Below are 19,145 nucleotides of genomic sequence, written 5' to 3' on the forward strand. Positions count from 1 at the left end.
TTGTCTGGGCATCATAGCGAAGATGAGTGATACTGAGATAACAAAAACAAAATCCAGCAAAGTCACCAGATGGGTCACGGCGAGTTTGCTGGTGTTGGTGTTGACCGTGATAGGCTGTGAAGTGGCTGGGTGGCCTTTTTTGCGCCAACCATTGCAACAATTCCTACAAAATAAGTTACATCGGTCTGTGGAAATTGAACGGCCGTTCCACTTACAGTTGCTAGGTGGCATCCGCCTGCAGGTCGGTGGATTAAATATCTCTGCGCCTGAAGGATTTGGCGCGCCTTATTTTGTCGATGCACGAGGGCTGGATTTACAGCTCCGGTATCGACATCTGTGGTCGTTGAAAGAGGGCGATCCTTACCGCATCCAGGCGATTCGCGCCGATCAACTCAACGCCTATCTGCTTCGTCATGCTGACCGCCATGCCAGCTGGGATTTTGAGCTGGATGATACCAGCCCGCCAAGGCCTTTCCCGGTGATTGAACAGCTTGCTGTCAATCAGGGACAAGCCAAAGTAGATGATGCCATTACTCATGCACAATTGGCGGTGAAATTTTTTACCGAAGAAGGCGAGCACTTGGCAAGTCCTGAGTCCAGGGTAAAGGTGAGTGGCAAGTTCCGTCGGTTGCCATTGCAGGGGGAGCTGGTCACCCAAGGGTTTTTGCCGGTGGCGACGCACGGCAAGGACTCCCCACCGATTAATTCCCAGGGCTGGCTCAAATATGGGGCTGTGAAGGCACAGTTTCGTGGATCGGTATATGATTTATTTGGTGAGCAGCGCGTCAAAGGTAAGGTAGATGTCACCGGGCCTTCATTGGCAGATGTCGGTGACTTGTTGGACCTGACTTTTCCACGGACTTCTGCTTTTAAAGTGGCAGCCGAGGTGGAAAAAGGGACCAGTCAATGGAAAGTGAATATCCCTTCAGCAAAAATAGGACGTAGTCGCCTATCGGGCGAGTTTGTTTATGACCTAGCGCCCGAAATTCCCATGCTGAGTGGCAAGCTGCAAGGAGCATTATTAATGCTGGCTGATCTGGCTCCAGCATTTGGGGCGGCTCAAGACAACGCAACCAATACACATCCAGGCAAGTTATTTCCCGATGAGTCGCTCGATTTTGCCACTTATGGACGTATGAATGCCGATATTGATGTGCACCTGGATGCGGTTGATTTAGGCAGTGCCTTCAGGCAGAAGATTTCGCCACTTAAATTGCATCTGACACTTAATAAGCACAAACTCAGTCTGGCTGAGCTTCAGGCCAATACGGCGCAAGGCAGTGTGTCAGGGGCGCTGAGCATTGATGCACATGATTCCCGGAATACCGATCTCTCTCCACCCCCTGCGCCAGATTGGGAGATTCAATTGGCCGTGCGTGATATCCGGCTGGAGCAGTGGCTGAAGGTTCAGCAAAATCAGGTGCAGCAAAATCCACCAGATAAGGCGCAGGCAGGTCAACAGCAGAATAAGCAACAAAGCGCCAACGCAGCGCCGCCCTATATTTCTGGCCGGTTAACCGGTAAGGCAAAGTTACAGGGTCGGGGTCGATCCACGGCGGCCTTGCTTAAGTCGCTGGATGGACAAGTGGCGCTGATGATACGCCAGGGTGAAATTTCGCATTTGGTCGTCGAAGCGGCGGGACTGGATATTGCGCAGGCCGTGGGTGTGCTGATCAAAGGGGACCAGCCGTTACCTATGCAATGTGCGGCCATGGGCTGGCGTGCCAAGCAAGGTGTGCTAACGCCTGAAGCCGCCTTGATTGATACTCCGGTGACTACCGTGAATGTGTTGGGGCAGGTGAATCTGGGGGAAGAACAGTTAAATCTTAAATTGCAGGCCAACCCAAAAAACTTTTCACCGTTTACCGTGCGCTCCCCGATTCTTGTTACAGGTCCGTTTGTAAATCCGCAGGTGTCATTAAGTCCTGGCCCGATTGCTGCACGGGTAGCTGGTGGTTTATTGCTGGCGCTCATCAATCCCTTTGCGGCGATTGTGCCTTTCCTGGATCCCGGTAGTCAGGCCGATGCGGCTGCCGATGATGGATGCCAGCAAACCTTGCAACAATTAAAATCGCGACAGAGTAAAAGTCCGCAAACAAAAAATACTGAGGGCAAACAGCCCTAGGTCAACATTCAAAAAAGAACCCAACCGAAGTTGGGTTTAGGGAGCGATTTTGGAGATATACGCTTACGGTTATTAATAAGCATAAGCTGTGCCAGGTTTAATAATCCTATACAAATCATGCACATAAATAAATTTCTCATTTTTATTAGTACATTTACAGTCATCAACTGCTGAAGTGGGTGCACCGAATTGGTGCGATGCGGGCAATGCCAGCGCATGCCATCGTGAACATGCCATCGTGAAATAGTTAGACAAGTCCTTGATCATCGCAGTGGTGATGTCCGCACATGAACCATGCTAAAGATGCATGCAGGGGTCGCCTCATGGTAAAATCGCGCTTTATTTTTGTGAATACGGAAACTTGATCGTCATGTTTAGCTTTTCAAGAAACTTAAGCGTTGCAGACCCGGCATTGGCCCAAATGATTTCTTCCGAAGTAGAGCGTCAGCATCAGCATATTGAGCTGATTGCTTCGGAAAACTATACCAGTCCAGCAGTCATGGAAGCCCAGGGCTCGCAACTCACTAACAAGTATGCTGAAGGCTATCCGGGCAAGCGTTTTTACGGTGGTTGCGAGTTTGTGGACCAGGTTGAGCAATTGGCGATTGATCGCCTGAAAGCTTTGTACGGGGCTGAGTATGCCAACGTGCAGCCTCACTCCGGCTCACAGGCTAACCAGGCAGTGTATTTCTCCATCCTGAAACCAGGTGACACGGTGATGGGTATGAACCTGGGCCATGGTGGTCACCTGACGCACGGTTCTCCTGCAAACCTGTCCGGTAAATTGTTCAATATCGTGCCTTATGGCTTGAACGACAAAGAAGAAATCGATTACGACGAGATGGAGCGAATTGCCACCGAGTGCAAACCAAAATTGCTGATAGGCGGCGCATCTGCTTACGCTTTGCGGTTTGACTGGGCCCGTATGGCTGAAATCGCCAAAAAAGTGGGCGCGTATTTCATGGTCGACATGGCGCATTATTCTGGCCTGATCGCCGCGGGTGTCTATCCTAACCCGGTACCACATGCGGACTTTGTGACGTCTACCACGCACAAAACCCTGCGTGGACCCCGTGGCGGTATCATTATGGCTAAAGCAGAGTTTGAGAAATCCATTAACTCCAATGTGTTCCCGAGCTTGCAAGGCGGCCCGCTGATGCACGTGATTGCGGGTAAAGCAACCGCGTTCCTCGAGGCAGCGCAGCCTGAGTTCAAGGTGTACCAGGAGCAGGTGTTGAAGAACGCCAGCGTCATGGCTAGTACATTGGCCGCACGTGGTTTGCGCATTATTTCCGGCCGTACTGAGTCACATGTGTTCCTGGTGGATCTGCGTCCAAAAGGCTTGACCGGTAAAGCGGCAGACGCCTACCTGGGCCAGGCACACATCACTGTGAACAAGAATGCGATTCCCAATGACCCCGAAAGCCCATTCGTGACTTCCGGTATCCGTATCGGTTCACCAGCGATCACCACACGTGGTTTCAAAGAAGCGGAAGCAGAGCAAGTGGCCAACCTGATTGCCGATGTGCTAGATAATCCGGAAAGTGCGGAAGTGATTGCTGCGGTGAAAGCCAAGGTACACGCGCTGACTGACAAATTCCCCGTCTACGGCAAGTAATCACTTCAGGCGCTTTCAGCCATGAAATGTCCGTTTTGCGGTGCTGATGATACGCAAGTGGTAGATTCCCGCCTCAATGAGGAGGGGAATTCTATCCGCCGTCGACGCCGTTGCCAGGTGTGCGACAAACGTTTTACGACTTATGAAACGGCAGAGCTGCACCTGCCGCAAGTGGTCAAGCAGAATGGTACCCGCGAAGAGTTCAAGCGCGAAAAGTTGCGGGTATCATTTACGCGTGCGCTGCATAAACGCCCTGTCCCTACCGAGTATGTCGACAAAGCCATGGACCGCATTATTCAAAAAGTGCTCGGTTTAGGTGTACGTGAAGTGCCTGCCCGGCTACTCGGTGAAACCGTGATGCAGGAACTCAAACAAATGGATCAGGTGGCGTATATCCGCTTTGCTTCGGTGTACCGCAGCTTTTCGGATGTGGATGATTTCCATAACGCCATCCGCGATCTGGATGTGACTGATAGCGATTAATCCTCTGAAAGGCAGAGTGCATGAAACTGATCAAGTTGTCTGCGATTGTACTGGCGGTATTCACGGTGATCCTCACCATCGTCTTTTTTACCTGGTGGGCATTCAAGGACGAAGCGGTATTTGGCAGTGAGAAATTTGACCAGACACGCTGGATGGAGCTTTCGAGTAGTGTACAAAAAGATTGCCGCCGGGGTGACATGGCTTACGACCTCAAAAATCATATCTTGATCCGCGGTGCCAAAAAAGAGGCTGTGATGGCCCTGCTCGGCCGCCCCAGTCTCGAAGATGCCAACGCACTGGAGTATGACCTCGGCAAATGTATGCATGTTTACCATGCATTGCGTATTTATTTTGATGCGGATGCGCGCTTAACCCATAGCCAGATTTCCTCGCACTAATGCCTTATGCACAGGCCAGGGAAAGTCCTGAGGTTTGCGGCGTAAAGGTTTTATAGCGTTTATAGAACGTCTGCATAAAGTCTGCCAGTCGATCAGCGGCAGCAATTTCCAACCCATTATAAATCGAGGCACGGATGCCACCGATGCTGCGGTGACCATTCAGGCCTGAAAAGCCTGCCTGTTGGGCAGCCTGTAAAAATGCCTGTTCTATCTCTGCGTTAGGTAAATTAAATACCACATTCATGTTGGAGCGGTCAGCGATAGCGGCACGACCGCGGTAGAAATCGGCATAGTCATCCAGCACTTGGTACAAACAAGCTGCTTTCAGCTCGTTATGTTTGGCAATATTGTGCAAGCCGCCGATGTCATGAAGTAGCCAGCGTGTCACCAGCAACACACTGTAAATGGCAAACACAGGCGGAGTATTGTAAATAGAGTGCGCATCCGCCTGAGCATGGTAGTTGATAAAGCCAGGTAAGTCCTTGGGCAGGGTCTGCATAAAATCATCGCGCAAAATGACGAGTGTCACGCCTGCGGGGCCTATGTTTTTTTGGGCATGGGCATAGATCATTGCATAGCGGTTGAATTCGCCTGGTGCAGACAGCAGGTCAGAGGACATGTCACAGATACGCGGGACATCGTCCCGGCCGGGCACACGGTGAAACTGCAAGCCTTCTACGGTTTCGTTTGAAATGTAGTGAAAATAGGCAGCATCTTTTGAAAACTGCAACTCCGCATCACTCGGCAAACGGCTAAACTGGTCAGCCTTGCCGCTCCACGCCAGATGAAGCTTGCCAGACTTTTCAGCTTCATGAATGGCTTTGCCACTCCAGTAGCCACTGTGGATGTAGTCAGCAGACTGCCCATCGCGTAACAGGTTCATGGGCAGCATGGAGAACTGTTGCGTGGCGCCACCTTGCATCATGAGCACGCGCGTAGTGTCAGGCAGGCCCATCAACTGGCGGATATTGTCTTCAAGCTCATGCACGACTTGTGCAAACCATTGCGAACGGTGGCTGATGCCGAGGATAGACAGACCGACCTCTGGCACACACAGCATGGCGGTTTGTAGCTGCTGCAATACACTCTCCGGCAATGCACCCGGGCCGCCAGAAAAATTCAATTGATTGGCATTCAGTTTCATCATGCGCTCTCCAGTAATGGTTGCGTCTGTAATGTATATAAATACTGCTCGAAAGCGTGCTGTAGTTTGGCAATCTGCCCAGCCTTGAACGGGAACAGGCTGGCCGAATCCATAGCGTGCACGGCCATGATATGGTCTATTTCAAACACCAGCAGTTTGCCATCCGGTGTTTCAGCACAATCAATGCACAGGTAATCAAGTTGTAAACGCTCATAAATGGCCGACAATGCAGCCTGATGGCGCGTAGCAAAACTGGTGAAGTTTTGCATGAATAGGTCTTCTTCTTCGCGTTTCTCGGCGGACTCATACATGCCGGCGTTGACGTAGTGAACCATCCAGTCACTCGAAATCGCCATATGGCAAATAAAGGGTTCGCCGCGCAGCATGGCAATTCTGTATTTGCGGAACTGCCCATCGTGGCTGCTGTAATCCACAAAACGGGACACAAAGAAATCGGGGCTTGTCACCTCTTTTAAATAGTCCGCTAGTTCATTCGCGGAGGTGATTCTGGCCAGATTGTTACCTGCTTGTGAACCAACGGGACGGATAATCAATGGAAAACCAGGCAATGCCTCAGGGGCGGGTTGTTTACCTTGGTTTTGCAGGCTTAAATCTGTCACTACCTGGCTACGCGACAGTTTATGTGTGCGTGGCATTTCCAGTCCTGGGATATCTTGCAAGAGCGCGCTTAATTGATCACGGTTAACGTTGGGCAGTAAATGCGGTGGATTGATGACCGGTTTTGCGTGACCTGACAGGCTGGCTTGCACAGCTAACAATAGCGCCCGGTTAGCCTGGCTATCAGACAGGCCTACCATGACGGCATCATGTTCAGGGAGTGGAGAGGGCAGCGGCTGTTCTACCGTGGCGTAGTAATAAAGCAGTTCTACCGGGGTGTTTTCCAGCAGGCAATCAATAGGGGTGTTTTCTGACAGGTCACCTGCCGTCATGATCATCAGCAGGCGGAATTTTGGTCGCCTGCAGTCAGCCGGGCGAATATACAGACGCTGTAAGGCTAATGCCTGCTCCTGGATGGCTAATCCCATGTCTCGCATTTTGAGACATAAAAATACCGTCGCCAGATTCATCCATAAGATGGCATTCTCCTGGTCTTGATTAGCTTGTACCAGCAACGATTGTGCATGGGATCGCAAGTCCGCGCCATTCAGGTTCATGCGCAGGAAAGGCGCAAGGCCCTGGAAGGTATGCCCGGCATTATTGTGTTCCAGTGACTGCAATAAGTTATGAAAGTATCGCCGCTTTTCAATGGCACGCGACGAAGCCCAGAAGTCATCGCTGGTGAATACCAGTGCATCGCCGACCTTTACCTGCACGCGATAGGGTTGGCCCAGCAATTGTGTATGCACGTAAGTGGCAAAGCACTCGGCGAAATCTTCCTGTACATCCATGCTGGCATATAAGGAGGGAAAAGCAGTTCTTGCCAGGTCGCGGTAAAGATCTAGCGCCTGGCTGACATGCAGTACCGGCTGGCGGTAAAACGAGATTTTTTCACGGTGGGGAAAGTTCTGTTCTGGTCGAATCGCTTTAGTACCACTCGTTTGCCAGCTATGTTTGCTAAAGTGACCGGCCAGTTTGGGGAGAGGAAAGCTCCACTCTTTGGGGCAAATGTCTGTCATGGTAGCGAGGACATGGCCAAATTCATGCAGTAATAGGAAGCGCAAGGCTTGCACGCGATGGTCGCTGTCTTCGTTGGCAATGCACACCTGAATCTGCACCTCTTCATCCGCCGTAAACGCCGAATTTTCTTTCCAGCTGGCCCAGGCATTTGCCGAAGCGTGCGCAAACGCATGAGTATCCAGCACGATAATAAATCCGATATTGTTGCTGCCATCACCCAGTGCGACCATATCGGTCAGGCCGGATGCTCCCAGGCCATCAGCAAAGAAAATCCCCAGTACAGATTTGTTGAGCGTATTCATGAGGCTTTCTGGCAGGGTTGCCAACGCCTCTGTTAAATCTGATTCTATTTCAGGGCTTATTCGGCTGAGGGTGCATGTCTGCTGCTGCGAGCGGCCATAAGTCGATAAAAACGACTGCAAGTCTGCGGTAGGGGCGGCAATGCGTGTGTGCAGCGGTTGTGCATACAGGGCCAGCCAAGGGTTGGGATCGGCAATATAAATCATACTTTGAGTGTAGCGTCATTACGCGTGCGTGCTTGCCTGAAAGAAACACGCAAAACCCCCCGTATTCGGCAGTTCGTGATGCGAGTGATGTTGCGATTTCACGCATGAGACCTTGTGCACAAAAGAACCGTAAACGCGGTATTTTTTGTATCATGGCAATCTATGTCTCAAAGTACACAAGATATTGAATGGATGACCCGTGCGCTGCGTCTGGCAGCGCGTGGGCTGTATACCACGACGCCTAACCCGCGTGTTGGCTGTGTCATTGTCAAACATGGCCAGGTGGTAGGCGAAGGTGCCCACCTCAAGGCGGGTGAACCGCACGCGGAGGTGCATGCCCTGCAAGCGGCAGGTGACTTGGCGCGCGACGCGACAGCCTATGTCACGCTGGAGCCTTGCAGTCATTTTGGACGCACGCCACCCTGTGCCGATGCGCTGGTCAAAGCGGGCATCAACCGCGTTGTCGTGGCGATGCAAGATCCTAACCCGCTGGTTTCGGGCAAGGGCATTGAACGTTTGCGAGCACAAAACATCACGGTGACGGTAGGCGTGTGTGAAGCACAGGCGAGGGCACTCAACCCAGGTTTTATACTTCGCATGACCCAGCAACGGCCTTATGTCAGGCTCAAGGTGGCTGCCAGTCTGGATGGCCGTACAGCGTTATTGAATGGTGTCAGCCAGTGGATCACTTCAGCAGATGCGCGTAAGGATGTACATCATTGGCGTGCACAGAGTTGTGCCATTGTGACTGGTATTGGCAGTATCCTCAAAGATGACTCCGCGTTAACGGTCAGGGATGTCCAGACCTCCAGGCAACCCTTGCGCGTGATTGTGGACAGCAGGCTAAAGATTCCCCTCGATGCTAAAGTGTTGCAGGATGGTCATGCTGTGGTGGCATATGCACAGGGGGATGCAGCCAAACTGGAGTTGTTGCAGGTGATGGGTGTACGCACATTGCATGTGGCGAATGCGCAAGGCCTGGTCGATCTGGCAGCACTCATGCAAACCCTGGCAGCGCTACCCTGCAATGAGGTGCTGATAGAAGCGGGTGCAACCCTCAATGGTGCCTTCCTGCAAACGGGGCTTGTGGATGAACTATTATTGTATTACGCACCCAAACTGATGGGCAGTACTGCGCGCGGCATGTTTGCCCTGCCCGAGATGGCACACATGACTGACGCACATCCCCTGCATATTCATGATATTCGCCAGTTCGGCCAGGATATCCGTGTGCAGGCCAAACTCCAACCCTGATATGTATGCTGATTGATACCCATTGCCACTTAGATGCCAGCGAGTTTGATGCCGATCGTGACCAAGTGTGGCGAGAGGCGCAAGCGCAAGGCGTGCGTGCGCTGGTGATTCCGGCTGTCATGCAATCCACGTTCCAACCGGTGATGGATTGGTGCGCACAGCATCCACACACAGGCTTTGCCCTGGGCTGGCATCCTCTGTTTGTCGATCAGGCGGCAGATGACGCCTTGCAGCAGATGCAAGACACGGTGGCGGCAGTGTTGGCAGGCCCGCAAGCAGGGCAACTCCTGGCAATCGGGGAAATCGGCCTGGATTTTTATGTCACGCGCGACAACGAAGTCAAGCAGGTTGCCCTGTTTGAAGGGCAATTACAGATCGCCAAGCAGTTTGGTCTGCCGGTCATTTTACATGTGCGTGCTGCAGTGGATAGTGTGCTTAAATACTTGCGCAAACATCGTCTAGATAGTGGTATTGCGCATGCATTCAATGGCAGCCTGCAGCAGGCAACGATATTCACTGAACTTGGATTCAAGCTTGGATTTGGCGGTGCCATGACCTGGCCACGCGCACTGAAAATCCGCAAGCTGGCTGCTGAGCTCCCCGTGGAAGCCCTGGTTTTAGAGACGGATGCGCCCGATATTCCCCCGGTTTGGGTGGGTCATCACGGACGGAATACGCCTGGACAATTAAAAAGAATAGCAGAGGAAATGGCCCTAATTCGTGGCTTGGAAATTTCGCAACTCATTGAAATCACAGGTAAAAATTCTATGCAAGTTTTGCCAAAATTAGCGTATTTATGCACATGACTTAAAGTGACACTTTAAGAATATGACGAAAGTGTTTCAATTATAGTGGTGAGTTATAAGTCATTGATTTTATTGAATAAAAAAATAGATTAAAAAATGAACTTTTGGAAAAAGTCCTTTTAAATTGGTAAGTTACGTTTTTAAGACACAGCAATCCACAAAGTTATCCACAGATTTTGTGGATTGAAATTTACGGTGTTTGTCCTACAAAAAAAGCAAGCGGTTTTACAAACTTTACAACAATTGATTCTCCATCGTCAGGCATCATTACATGCGTATTCATGAACAACATTTTCGTACAATTTGGCAGGAGGCCAATGCTGTCTGCCTAATAGACCAAACACGCCTCCCCTTTGAATTTGTGACCGTCACCGTGACGACCCTGCCGGAAATTTGTCATGCCATCCGCAGCATGCAAGTGCGCGGCGCGCCACTGATAGGGGCCACAGCTGCTTACGGCGTGGCACTGGGGATACAGGCTGTTGCCACAGACCAGCAGTTAAATGCTGTTGTGAAAGAATTGATTGCGACCAGGCCGACTGCCGTTAACCTGGCATGGGCGGCTACACGCATGCAGCAACAATTGCAGGCTTTACCAGTATCGGCACGCGCAGCCCATGCCTGGCAGATGGCTGCAGAAATCGCTGATGAAGATGTGGCGCAGAATCTGGCGATTGGCCAGCATGGCAAAGTGTTGATTGACTCAAAAGCGGGTGTTAATCCTCAGCAGGTAGTGAATATCCTGACCCATTGCAACGCCGGGTGGCTGGCGACGGTGGATGGCGGAACAGCGCTGGCGCCGATTTACGCTGCGCATGATGCAGGCCTGAGGGTGCATGTATGGGTAGACGAAACACGTCCGCGCAACCAGGGTGCCAGCCTGACCGCCTGGGAGCTGGCGCAGCATGGCGTCCCGCATACGGTCATTGCAGACAATGCGGGCGGGCATCTGATGCAGCACGGGCAGGTCGATATGGTGATTGTGGGGGCGGACCGGGTGTCACGGCACGGGGATGTCTGCAACAAGATTGGTACCTATTTGAAGGCCCTGGCGGCCTTTGACCAGAATGTGCCGTTTTATGCAGCCGTCCCCACGCCTACCATAGATTGGCAACTGGCACGCGGAGCGGATATCGACATTGAAATGCGCGATGCCGATGAAGTGGCTTATATGCAAGGCCAGGGAAAGGATGGACAGTTGCAACAAGTGCGTGTCATTCCACATGAAAGCCAGGCACTGAATCCTGCGTTTGACGTAACCCCCGCCAGGCTGGTGACAGGCATCATTACCGAGCGGGGGGTGTTTTCTCCAAATCAATTAAGCAACCTGGAGCTTTCCACATGAACGCCACCCCTGCAGAGCAGTTGTTGCAGACAGTGCAAAAGATGGCACAGGCTGGACTCAATAAAGGCACGTCCGGGAACGCCAGTATTCGCTTGGAGGATGGTTTTTTGGTTACCCCTTCTGGCGTCCCGGTTGAGCAGTTGAACGCAACAAGTATGGTGTACATGGACTGGGAGGGTAGGCCGGAAGCTGGTAAGAAACCTTCCAGTGAATGGCGTTTTCACCGCGATATTTTGCTGGCCAGGCCAGAAATGGGCGCCGTTGTCCATACCCATAGCATGTTCGCTACCACCATCGCTTGCATGGGGTGCAACGTGCCACCCTTCCATTACATGATTGCAACAGTCGGCGGCGATGATATCCGTTGTGCCCCCTATGCCTTGTTCGGGACCCAGGACTTGTCCGACAGTGCCGTTGACGCCTTGCACGACCGCAAGGCTTGCCTGTTGGCGCACCACGGCATGATTGCGGTGGGCAAGACTCTGCCACAAGCGCTGGCGATTGCGGTGGAAGTTGAGAACCTGTGTGAGCAGTATTGGCGGCTATTGCAGTTGGGTGAGGTTAAACTGCTGACGTCTGAACAGATGCGCGAGGTACATGCCCAGTTCACCGGTTATGGTCAGTGGGGGAAATCGCAGCTATAGCTTTGGAAAGAGTTCCAGTGTGGTCAGGCGCAACAAACGGCTCGGGTCACAGACGAAGACATTATTTTCCATGGCCAGAATCGCTTCGGTAGGGGCGTAACACCTGAGCAAAACACCACCGGAGTCGACCGCATTGAGACCTTTGGCATAACTGGTGGCAAACGCTTGCGAAGGTGTCCAGCAGAAACCGATCTGGTGCTGGTCAAATAAAAACCAGCATTCGCCGCGATACAAGTTTAATCCTTCCCCGTTGTAACCTGGCAAGGCCTTTCTGAGTACCGCCAGTATCAAATCATCGTCCCGGATTTTTGCACGCAAGTCACCGCCGTACTGCATCCACAACGTGGCTATTTTCGCTTTCTGAAAAGCGGAATCATCTTTGAGTTGAGAGAGATAGTTGAACGTTTCGCGCCAGAGCGGGGCATCCACCGCGTTGACATACGAACCCAGGCAAAACTGTTTGGCGAGGGACTGGACTGTTTGTGTCATCTGCATCTGTTACAAAATCCGGGCTTAACGAATCCATTCGCCATCAACCAGTTTTTCTTGCGGCTGGAACTGCTGTTTGTAAGCCATTTTCTGGCTGTCGGCGATCCAATAGCCTAAATATAAATAAGGCAGGTTAAGTTGTTTGGCCCACTCGATTTGCCACAATATGCTATAGGTGCCATAGCTGGCTTTATCGTTAGCATCATAAAATGTATACACCGCAGACAAACCATCAAGGACAACGTCGATGACACTGACCATTTTCAGGGTATGTTGCGCATCACGAAACTCCACCATCAGGCTCTCAACATTGCTCTGGCACAAGAACTGTTGATACTGTGCAGCTTCATCTTCCAGCTCAGCAGAATGATCCGGCCCCTGATGGTGACGTTGTGCCTGGTAGGCCTGATATAAGGCAAAATGCTCTTCGTGATAACTCGCTTCGACAATAGAGACTTGAAGGTCTGCGTGTTTTTTAAACGCACGCAGTTGGCTGCGCGTGGCCTGGAACTCATTCACGGGTAGGCGTACGGAAATGCAGGCATTGCAATGCTCGCAATGCGGGCGGTAAGCAAACTTGCCGCTCCGTCTGAAGCCCTGTTGAATCAATCCGCTATAAACGGTGCCATCCACCAGGTTCTGCGGTGTGGCAATCAGGCTTTGTGCCAGTTTCTTGGGCAGGTAACCACATGGATAGGCTGTGGTCACATAAAACTGCAGCTTTTGCAGCGGGGCATCATTAGGTAGCGTCATATTGCACTAGCTCGTTCAATTGTGCGATAAATCGGTCTCTCGGTATTTCATATGCACCAAAACCCGCCAGTAGCGGTGTATGCATCTGACAATCTATCATACCGACTTGTTGCGCGTTTAACCATTGCACCAGATGGGCAAACGCCACTTTGGAGGCATTGCTCACATGATGAAACATGCTTTCACCATAAAACATGCGGCCAATTTTGACACCATAACAGCCGCCAACCAGTTGGTCCTGTTGCCAGGCCTCTACGCTATGGGCATAGCCCATGAGGTGTAGCTGATGGTAGGCCTCTACCATTTCGTGTGAAATCCAGGTGCCCGGTTGACCTGGACGGGGTGTTTGTGCGCAAGCCTGCATCACTTGTTTGAAATCGGTATTGAAACGGATGTCGAATGGACGCTGTTGGATGACTTTGCGTAATGAACGGTTGATGTTGAGGGATTCTGGAAACAGCACCATGCGCGGGTCTGGGCTCCACCATAGGATGGGTTCTTCTGGGCTGAACCACGGGAATATACCCTGTTTATAGGCAGCGATCAGCCTTTCCGGCTGTAAATCGCCACCGATTGCAATCAAGCCATTCGGGTCGGTCAGGGCTTCCTGCAAGGGCGGAAAAGGCGTGTCTCTGCCCAGAATAAGGACTGGCCCTCCTGGCAGGGGGTAGTAGTGTTCGTGCATAAACGTCAGCTAAATTCGTAAGGGTCGTGCTTACCTACCCATTCTATAACCTTGTGACCAGGCATGCCACGCGCGATGCCAAATCCTTGCGCATAATCGCATCCCAGTCCTGCCAGAATGCGTGCCTGCTCGGCTTGTTCTACGCCTTCGGCAATGACTTTACGGCCAAACTCACGGCTTAGGGTAATGACACCTCTTATCACCGCCATATCCTCCTGGTTGCTGAGCATATTATGCACAAATGACTGGTCTATCTTGATGATATTGACCGGCAGGCGACGCAAGTAAATCAATGAAGAATAGCCCGAGCCAAAATCGTCAATTGAGAACGCTACGCCTAACGACTGGCATTGCTGGATGACACGGTTCACGCGGGAGAAGTCACTGATTGCGGCACTTTCGGTAATCTCGATGTGCAATTGCTGTGGAGTGATCCTGGCATACTTTTTAAATAAAGCGGCCAGGTGGTCCGGAAATTGTTTATGCATCAAATGCTGTGCGGCAATGTTCACCGATACTTGCGTATGCAGGCCCTGGTCTTGCCACTCGGTGAGTTGGCGCAGACTCTCCTCAATCACCCAGTTGCCGATATCAATAATCATGGTGGAATGTTCCACGGCATCCAGAAAGTCCTTGGGGAAGAGCAGGCCACGTACCGGGTGCTGCCAGCGCAGCAACGCTTCAAAACAGAACAACTTGCCAGACTGCATGCAAACCTGTGGCTGGTACACCAGTTTGATGTGGTTGTTCTGGATGGCGTTGAGTAAATCTCGCAGGAGCAGTTGCTGTTGCTGGGACTGCTGTGCTGAAGCCAGGTCAAACAGCTGGTACTGGTGCCCGCCATGGGTCTTGGCATGGTACATGGCATGATCGGCATGTCGCAGCAAGGTGTCTGGGGGATTGTGGTCCGTCGGATAAAGGGTATAGCCAATGCTGGCCGAAATCGAGAATTTGAATTTATCCACCGTAAACGGCTTTTCAATGGCAGACAGCAGTTTTTTAAGTAAACGCGTATATTCAGCTTGTGTGCGACCGCCACAGAGCAACATCGCAAACTCATCTCCTCCCAGCCTGGCCAAGGTATCTTGTGGCTTGAGTATCCCTGTCAGCCTGGTTGCCAGTTGCACGAGTAACTTGTCTCCATATTCATGGCCATATTGGTCATTTACAATCTTGAAGTCGTCCAGGTCTATGTAACAAATAGCCACCAGGGATTGCTGTCGCTCGGCTTCCAGTAAGGCCTGTTGCAAGCGGCTGGAAAACAGCACGCGGTTTGGTAATTGTGTTAATACATCATGGTATGCCAGGTGCTCGAGCATGTTCTGTTGCTCTTTGGCATGAGTAATGTCGGAAAATAAGCCTACATAATGCTGAAACTCCCCCGCCTGGTTAAGTACGGGTGACAGTTCCAGTTCCACCAGGTAATCATTCCCCAGACGATGGCGGTTCCATACTTCACCTTTCCACGTTTGGAAAGCCTGTTCGCCTGTATAAAGCGATTGAAAAAAGTCAGGCAGCTGGCAGGCGATACCCAGCGCTGCGGGCAATTCGCCAATCGCTTCTGCCGAAGAGTAGCCAGTGACCACACTGAAGGACGGATTGCATTGCACAACCAGGCCATGGTGATCGGTAATGAAAATGGCATCATGCGCGTGCTCAAACACGCTGGCAGACACTTGTAGCCGGTTGGCGCTGGCCTTGATCTGGTTCACCATTTCGCGCAGGCGCTGGCGCATTTTTAACATGCTGGCAATCAATGTGTCCGGGGCAGCAGTCGTATGATCTTCCGCAAAATCACCGCGTTCTATCCGCATCAACAGCTGTTTGGCAGTATCGGGGTCGCCCCCCAATGGATTCAAGACAAAGCGCCGCAGCCCACTGACCACTACTATGACCACTACCAGCGTCAGGCTGAAGGCAATGATCATGACCGGTGATACTGCACCCAGGGCCGACCAGTAAGCCTCATTGACCGGATACAGGATATTGATCTGGAAGTCCCATTCCGGCACGTCCTTACTGATTCGTTTCCATTGATGCTGTTTGTCCTCCAGCGCGGACAAGGCTTGGGATGGGCTGATGCCCTCCGTCAGGAAACGGATTTTACCGCGACCATCTGTAATGGCGACAAACCCTTTTTCCATAAATCCCCATTGGCGGATGGCTTGGTCAAGCGCGTTAAAATCCAGCTTATAGCCCACATACCAGGCGCCAATCAGCTTGCCCTGGTCGTCGTGCATAGGCTCGTAGCGCGAGAGGTAGGCTTCCCCCAGAATATCTACCACGCCGTAATAGGTTTGGTCTTTAAGCAGGCTCTCAATGGCCCTGCCAGACGGGCTTAACTCCGTCCCGAAAGCATTGCTGCCATCGGCTTTTTTGACGTTAGTGGCTATGCGTAAAAACTGCCGGCCGCGTTTGACAAAGATAGTGGCTGTGCCGCTACCAATGCGTGTCACAGAATCCACCAGAATCGTTCGGCCAGTCTGTTCAATGTTACCGAAACGCAAATTGGGTACTGTGGTGCCCAGCATGTCTGTAACCCCTTGGATGTTGGGGGCACCTTCCACTGAGGCATATTGTTTGAGTAAGGCCATGCTCGAAAGCACATGCTCACTGACCAGCGTTCTGGCGGTGATTAAGAGGTTGGCGAGCTTTTGTGTTTCTTCATGGGCTTTGCATTCAATATCATTCAGGTGGTGATTGAAAATATAGGCAAATGAAAGGAGGCCAGTGATTAGGCCGAAAGCTGCCAGTGGCAACAAGATTTTCTTGAATAACGCGTAATGCTTCATTGTTAAAATATGTAATTATTATATAAAAAATATCCCCTTGATACCTGTAAGGTTATACAGGGCTTTGACGCTGGCTGCAATCGGAAATAAAGGGCGCAGGATAAATGTAAGTATTTTTTAATGACTATCGTCTCATCTAAGACACACGGACTAACAGCGTTCTTATCATGCTTTTGTCACTATGGCAGTGGTCGGACGGCAAATCCTATTAAAAAACGATTTCAAATCAATCAATTAACGCGTAAAATGCGCAACTCTCAAGCATTGCTGGTCACCTCGCGTGGAAATCTACACCTCCCTTACTGCCAAACCTGTTAACAGCTACCGCCCTTATTGGGCCAAGCGTTTCGGGACTGCACCTGTGCTGCCCATGAGCCGTGCCGAAATGGATGCGCTGGGCTGGGATAGCTGCGACATCATTTTGGTGAGTGGTGATGCCTATATAGACCATCCCAGCTTTGGTGTGGCCCTGATCGGGCGGTTGCTTGAAGCACAGGGCTTTCGCGTAGGGATCATTGCGCAGCCAGACTGGCAATCGGCCGAACCATTCAAGGTGCTGGGCAAGCCCAATCTGTATTTCGGAGTGACGGCAGGTAATATGGATAGTATGGTCAACCGTTACACGGCAGACCGTAAAATCCGTTCCGACGATGCGTATACCCCCAATGCTGAGGCGAATAAACGTCCGGACCGCGCCGTATTGGTGTACTCGCAACGTTGCAAGGAAGCTTATTCAGACGTGCCACTGGTGATCGGTAGTATCGAGGCCAGCCTGCGGCGGATTGCCCATTATGATTACTGGTCGGACAAAGTACGCCGCTCTATTCTGATTGATTCCAAAGCCGACTTGTTGGTATACGGTAATGCCGAGCGTGCCATTGTTGAGCTGTCGCACCGGATTGCACGCGGTGAAGCAATCCATGACATTCAGGATATCCGCGGTACGGCGTTTATCCGCAAACAGGTGCCGGATGATTTTGTGGAAGTCCCTTCTACACGCCTGGACAGGCCTGGCGTCGTAGAGAAGCACGAAGATCCCTATGCCATGAAAATGGGTAAGGGCGATGCCAGCTGTGCAACCGATGAGAAAGCCGGTGAGACTGCACCCACGATCAGCCTGCCGCTACCGCTCAAAGCGGCCAAGGTGCCCCGTGACCGCCAGGTCATTCGCATGCCTTCCTATGAAGATGTGGTGAATGACCCTGTGATGTATGCGCATGCCTCACGCGTGCTGCATCTGGAAGCCAACCCCGGTAATGCGCGCGCGCTGGTGCAAAAGCATGGCAACCGGGAAGTCTGGCTCAATCCGCCCCCCATTCCGCTGACCACCAAGGAGATGGATTACGTCTACGACTTGCCGTATGCACGTATGCCGCATCCGGCCTATAAAGGTGCCAATATTCCTGCCTGGGAAATGATCCGCTTTTCGGTCAATATCATGCGGGGTTGTTTTGGCGGTTGTACATTCTGTTCGATTACCGAGCACGAGGGACGCATTATCCAGAGCCGTTCTGAAGATTCTATTTTGCGCGAGATTGAAGAAATTCGTGACAAGGTTGATGGCTTTACCGGCGTGATTTCTGACCTGGGCGGCCCGACGGCGAATATGTACCGCTTATCCTGCAAGTCTGAAGACATTGAGAAGAATTGCCGCAAATTGTCTTGCGTCTATCCTGGTGTCTGTGAAAACCTCAATACCGACCATTCGGCATTGATCCAGTTGTATCGCAAGGCACGCAGCCTGCGTGGCGTGAAAAAAATCCTCATTGGTTCTGGCTTGCGTTATGACCTGGCCGTGAAGTCGCCCGAGTATGTGAAGGAACTGGTACAGCACCATGTCGGTGGCTACTTAAAAATTGCACCAGAGCATTCTGAAGAGAATGTGTTAAGCAAAATGATGAAACCCGGCATGGGTGCTTATGATGAGTTCAAGCGCATGTTTGAAAAATTCAGTGCTGAAGCCGGTAAAAAACAATACCTGATCCCGTATTTTATTGCGGCCCATCCCGGGACGACGGATGAAGATATGCTCAATCTGGCCCTATGGTTGAAGCGTAACGATTTCCGTCTGGACCAGGTGCAAACGTTTACGCCAACTCCGATGGCGATGGCGACGGCCATGTATCACAGTGGCAAGAATCCCTTGCGCAAGGTGACAGCTGATTCTGAGCCTGTTCCAATCCCCAAGACTGGAACAATCCGTAAACTGCATAAAGCCTTTATCCGTTACCATGACCCGCAAAACTGGCCCATGCTGCGCGAAGCGCTGAAGAAAATGGGCCGTGCAGACTTGATCGGTAATGGTAAAAAACACCTGGTGCCAGCTTATCAGCCGGCGGTCTTGCCTAAAATTGTGCAGTCTGATGGTAGCCGCTTCCAGGCCAAACCTATGCCCAAAGGATTTAACCAGACCAAAAGCTTTGCCAGCCCGAAAAAGCATACAGGCGGTCGCCACAAGCATTAAG

Annotated in this window: 15 protein-coding genes; 9 read left to right on the forward strand and 6 right to left on the reverse strand. The window is 51.6% G+C overall.

The genetic code is table 11. The features are described 5' to 3' along the window. The first annotated feature begins 22 nt into the window (after nt 1-22). The 4 genes from F463_RS0106985 (at nt 23) to F463_RS0107005 (ending at nt 4,624) form a co-directional block, all read left to right on the forward strand. Nucleotides 23-2,125, forward strand: coding sequence for an AsmA family protein (locus F463_RS0106985; protein ID WP_018986350.1), 2,103 nt, complete (start codon nt 23-25; stop codon nt 2,123-2,125). A 370-nt stretch (nt 2,126-2,495) separates the two neighbouring features. Then, nucleotides 2,496-3,743, forward strand: a complete 1,248-nt coding sequence (gene glyA, locus F463_RS0106995; protein WP_026295399.1) for a serine hydroxymethyltransferase — start codon at nt 2,496-2,498, stop codon at nt 3,741-3,743. Nucleotides 3,744-3,764: 21 nt separating this feature from the next. Further along, nucleotides 3,765-4,226 carry a transcriptional regulator NrdR gene (nrdR, locus tag F463_RS0107000; RefSeq protein ID WP_018986353.1) on the forward strand — a complete coding sequence of 154 codons (462 nt, stop codon included), beginning with the start codon at nt 3,765-3,767 and terminating at the stop codon, nt 4,224-4,226. 20 nt (nt 4,227-4,246) lie between these two features. Beyond that, nucleotides 4,247-4,624, forward strand: coding sequence for a hypothetical protein (locus F463_RS0107005; protein ID WP_018986354.1), 378 nt, complete (start codon nt 4,247-4,249; stop codon nt 4,622-4,624). 4 nt (nt 4,625-4,628) lie between these two features. Here F463_RS0107005 and F463_RS0107010 read toward each other — a convergent pair whose 3' ends face one another. Further along, nucleotides 4,629-5,771, reverse strand: coding sequence for a phosphoserine transaminase (locus tag F463_RS0107010; RefSeq protein ID WP_018986355.1), 1,143 nt, complete (start codon nt 5,769-5,771; stop codon nt 4,629-4,631). Continuing rightward, a complete protein-coding gene (locus F463_RS0107015; protein WP_018986356.1) occupies nt 5,768-7,912 on the reverse strand; it encodes an ATP-grasp domain-containing protein in 2,145 nt (714 codons plus the stop codon). Before F463_RS0107015 ends, F463_RS0107010 begins: the two co-directional genes overlap by 4 nt. A 162-nt stretch (nt 7,913-8,074) precedes the next feature. Here F463_RS0107015 and ribD point away from each other — a divergent pair, with 162 nt between their 5' ends. From ribD to F463_RS0107035, 4 genes are all read left to right on the forward strand, one after another. Then, complete coding sequence (ribD, locus tag F463_RS0107020) at nt 8,075-9,166, forward strand: bifunctional diaminohydroxyphosphoribosylaminopyrimidine deaminase/5-amino-6-(5-phosphoribosylamino)uracil reductase RibD (protein WP_018986357.1); 1,092 nt, start codon at nt 8,075-8,077, stop codon at nt 9,164-9,166. A 5-nt stretch (nt 9,167-9,171) separates the two neighbouring features. Further along, nucleotides 9,172-9,972 (forward strand): TatD family hydrolase, encoded by an 801-nt coding sequence (locus F463_RS0107025; RefSeq protein ID WP_018986358.1) that lies wholly within the window; start codon nt 9,172-9,174, stop codon nt 9,970-9,972. Nucleotides 9,973-10,243: 271 nt separating this feature from the next. After that, nucleotides 10,244-11,317 carry an S-methyl-5-thioribose-1-phosphate isomerase gene (gene mtnA, locus F463_RS0107030; RefSeq protein ID WP_018986359.1) on the forward strand — a complete coding sequence of 358 codons (1,074 nt, stop codon included), beginning with the start codon at nt 10,244-10,246 and terminating at the stop codon, nt 11,315-11,317. Continuing rightward, nucleotides 11,314-11,961 (forward strand): class II aldolase/adducin family protein, encoded by a 648-nt coding sequence (locus F463_RS0107035; RefSeq protein ID WP_018986360.1) that lies wholly within the window; start codon nt 11,314-11,316, stop codon nt 11,959-11,961. The genes mtnA and F463_RS0107035 overlap by 4 nt, the downstream gene beginning before the upstream one ends. Here F463_RS0107035 and F463_RS0107040 read toward each other — a convergent pair. The 4 genes from F463_RS0107040 to F463_RS0107055 are packed head-to-tail and all read right to left on the reverse strand — an operon-like array spanning nt 11,956 to nt 16,680. Next, entirely contained in the window at nt 11,956-12,450 is a 495-nt protein-coding gene (locus F463_RS0107040) for a hypothetical protein (protein WP_026295400.1), read from the reverse strand. The genes F463_RS0107035 and F463_RS0107040 overlap by 6 nt on opposite strands. Before the next feature lie 24 nt (nt 12,451-12,474). Then, on the reverse strand, nt 12,475-13,203 hold the full coding sequence (locus F463_RS0107045) for an arginyltransferase (protein WP_018986362.1): 729 nt from the start codon (nt 13,201-13,203) through the stop codon (nt 12,475-12,477). Further along, the gene (aat, locus tag F463_RS0107050) at nt 13,190-13,888 is read right to left on the reverse strand and encodes a leucyl/phenylalanyl-tRNA--protein transferase (RefSeq protein ID WP_018986363.1); all 699 of its coding nucleotides are present in this window, start codon (nt 13,886-13,888) and stop codon (nt 13,190-13,192) included. Before aat ends, F463_RS0107045 begins: the two co-directional genes overlap by 14 nt. 5 nt (nt 13,889-13,893) lie before the next feature. Continuing rightward, a complete protein-coding gene (locus tag F463_RS0107055; protein ID WP_018986364.1) occupies nt 13,894-16,680 on the reverse strand; it encodes a bifunctional diguanylate cyclase/phosphodiesterase in 2,787 nt (928 codons plus the stop codon). A 280-nt stretch (nt 16,681-16,960) separates the two neighbouring features. On the opposite strand from F463_RS0107055, the gene F463_RS0107060 reads away from it, so the two are divergent. Next, nucleotides 16,961-19,144 carry a YgiQ family radical SAM protein gene (locus tag F463_RS0107060; RefSeq protein ID WP_018986365.1) on the forward strand — a complete coding sequence of 728 codons (2,184 nt, stop codon included), beginning with the start codon at nt 16,961-16,963 and terminating at the stop codon, nt 19,142-19,144. The last annotated feature ends 1 nt before the right edge of the window (nt 19,145 follow it).

The organism is Methylophilus methylotrophus DSM 46235 = ATCC 53528, from assembly GCF_000378225.1.
Taxonomy (GTDB): Bacteria; Pseudomonadota; Gammaproteobacteria; order Burkholderiales; family Methylophilaceae; genus Methylophilus; species Methylophilus methylotrophus.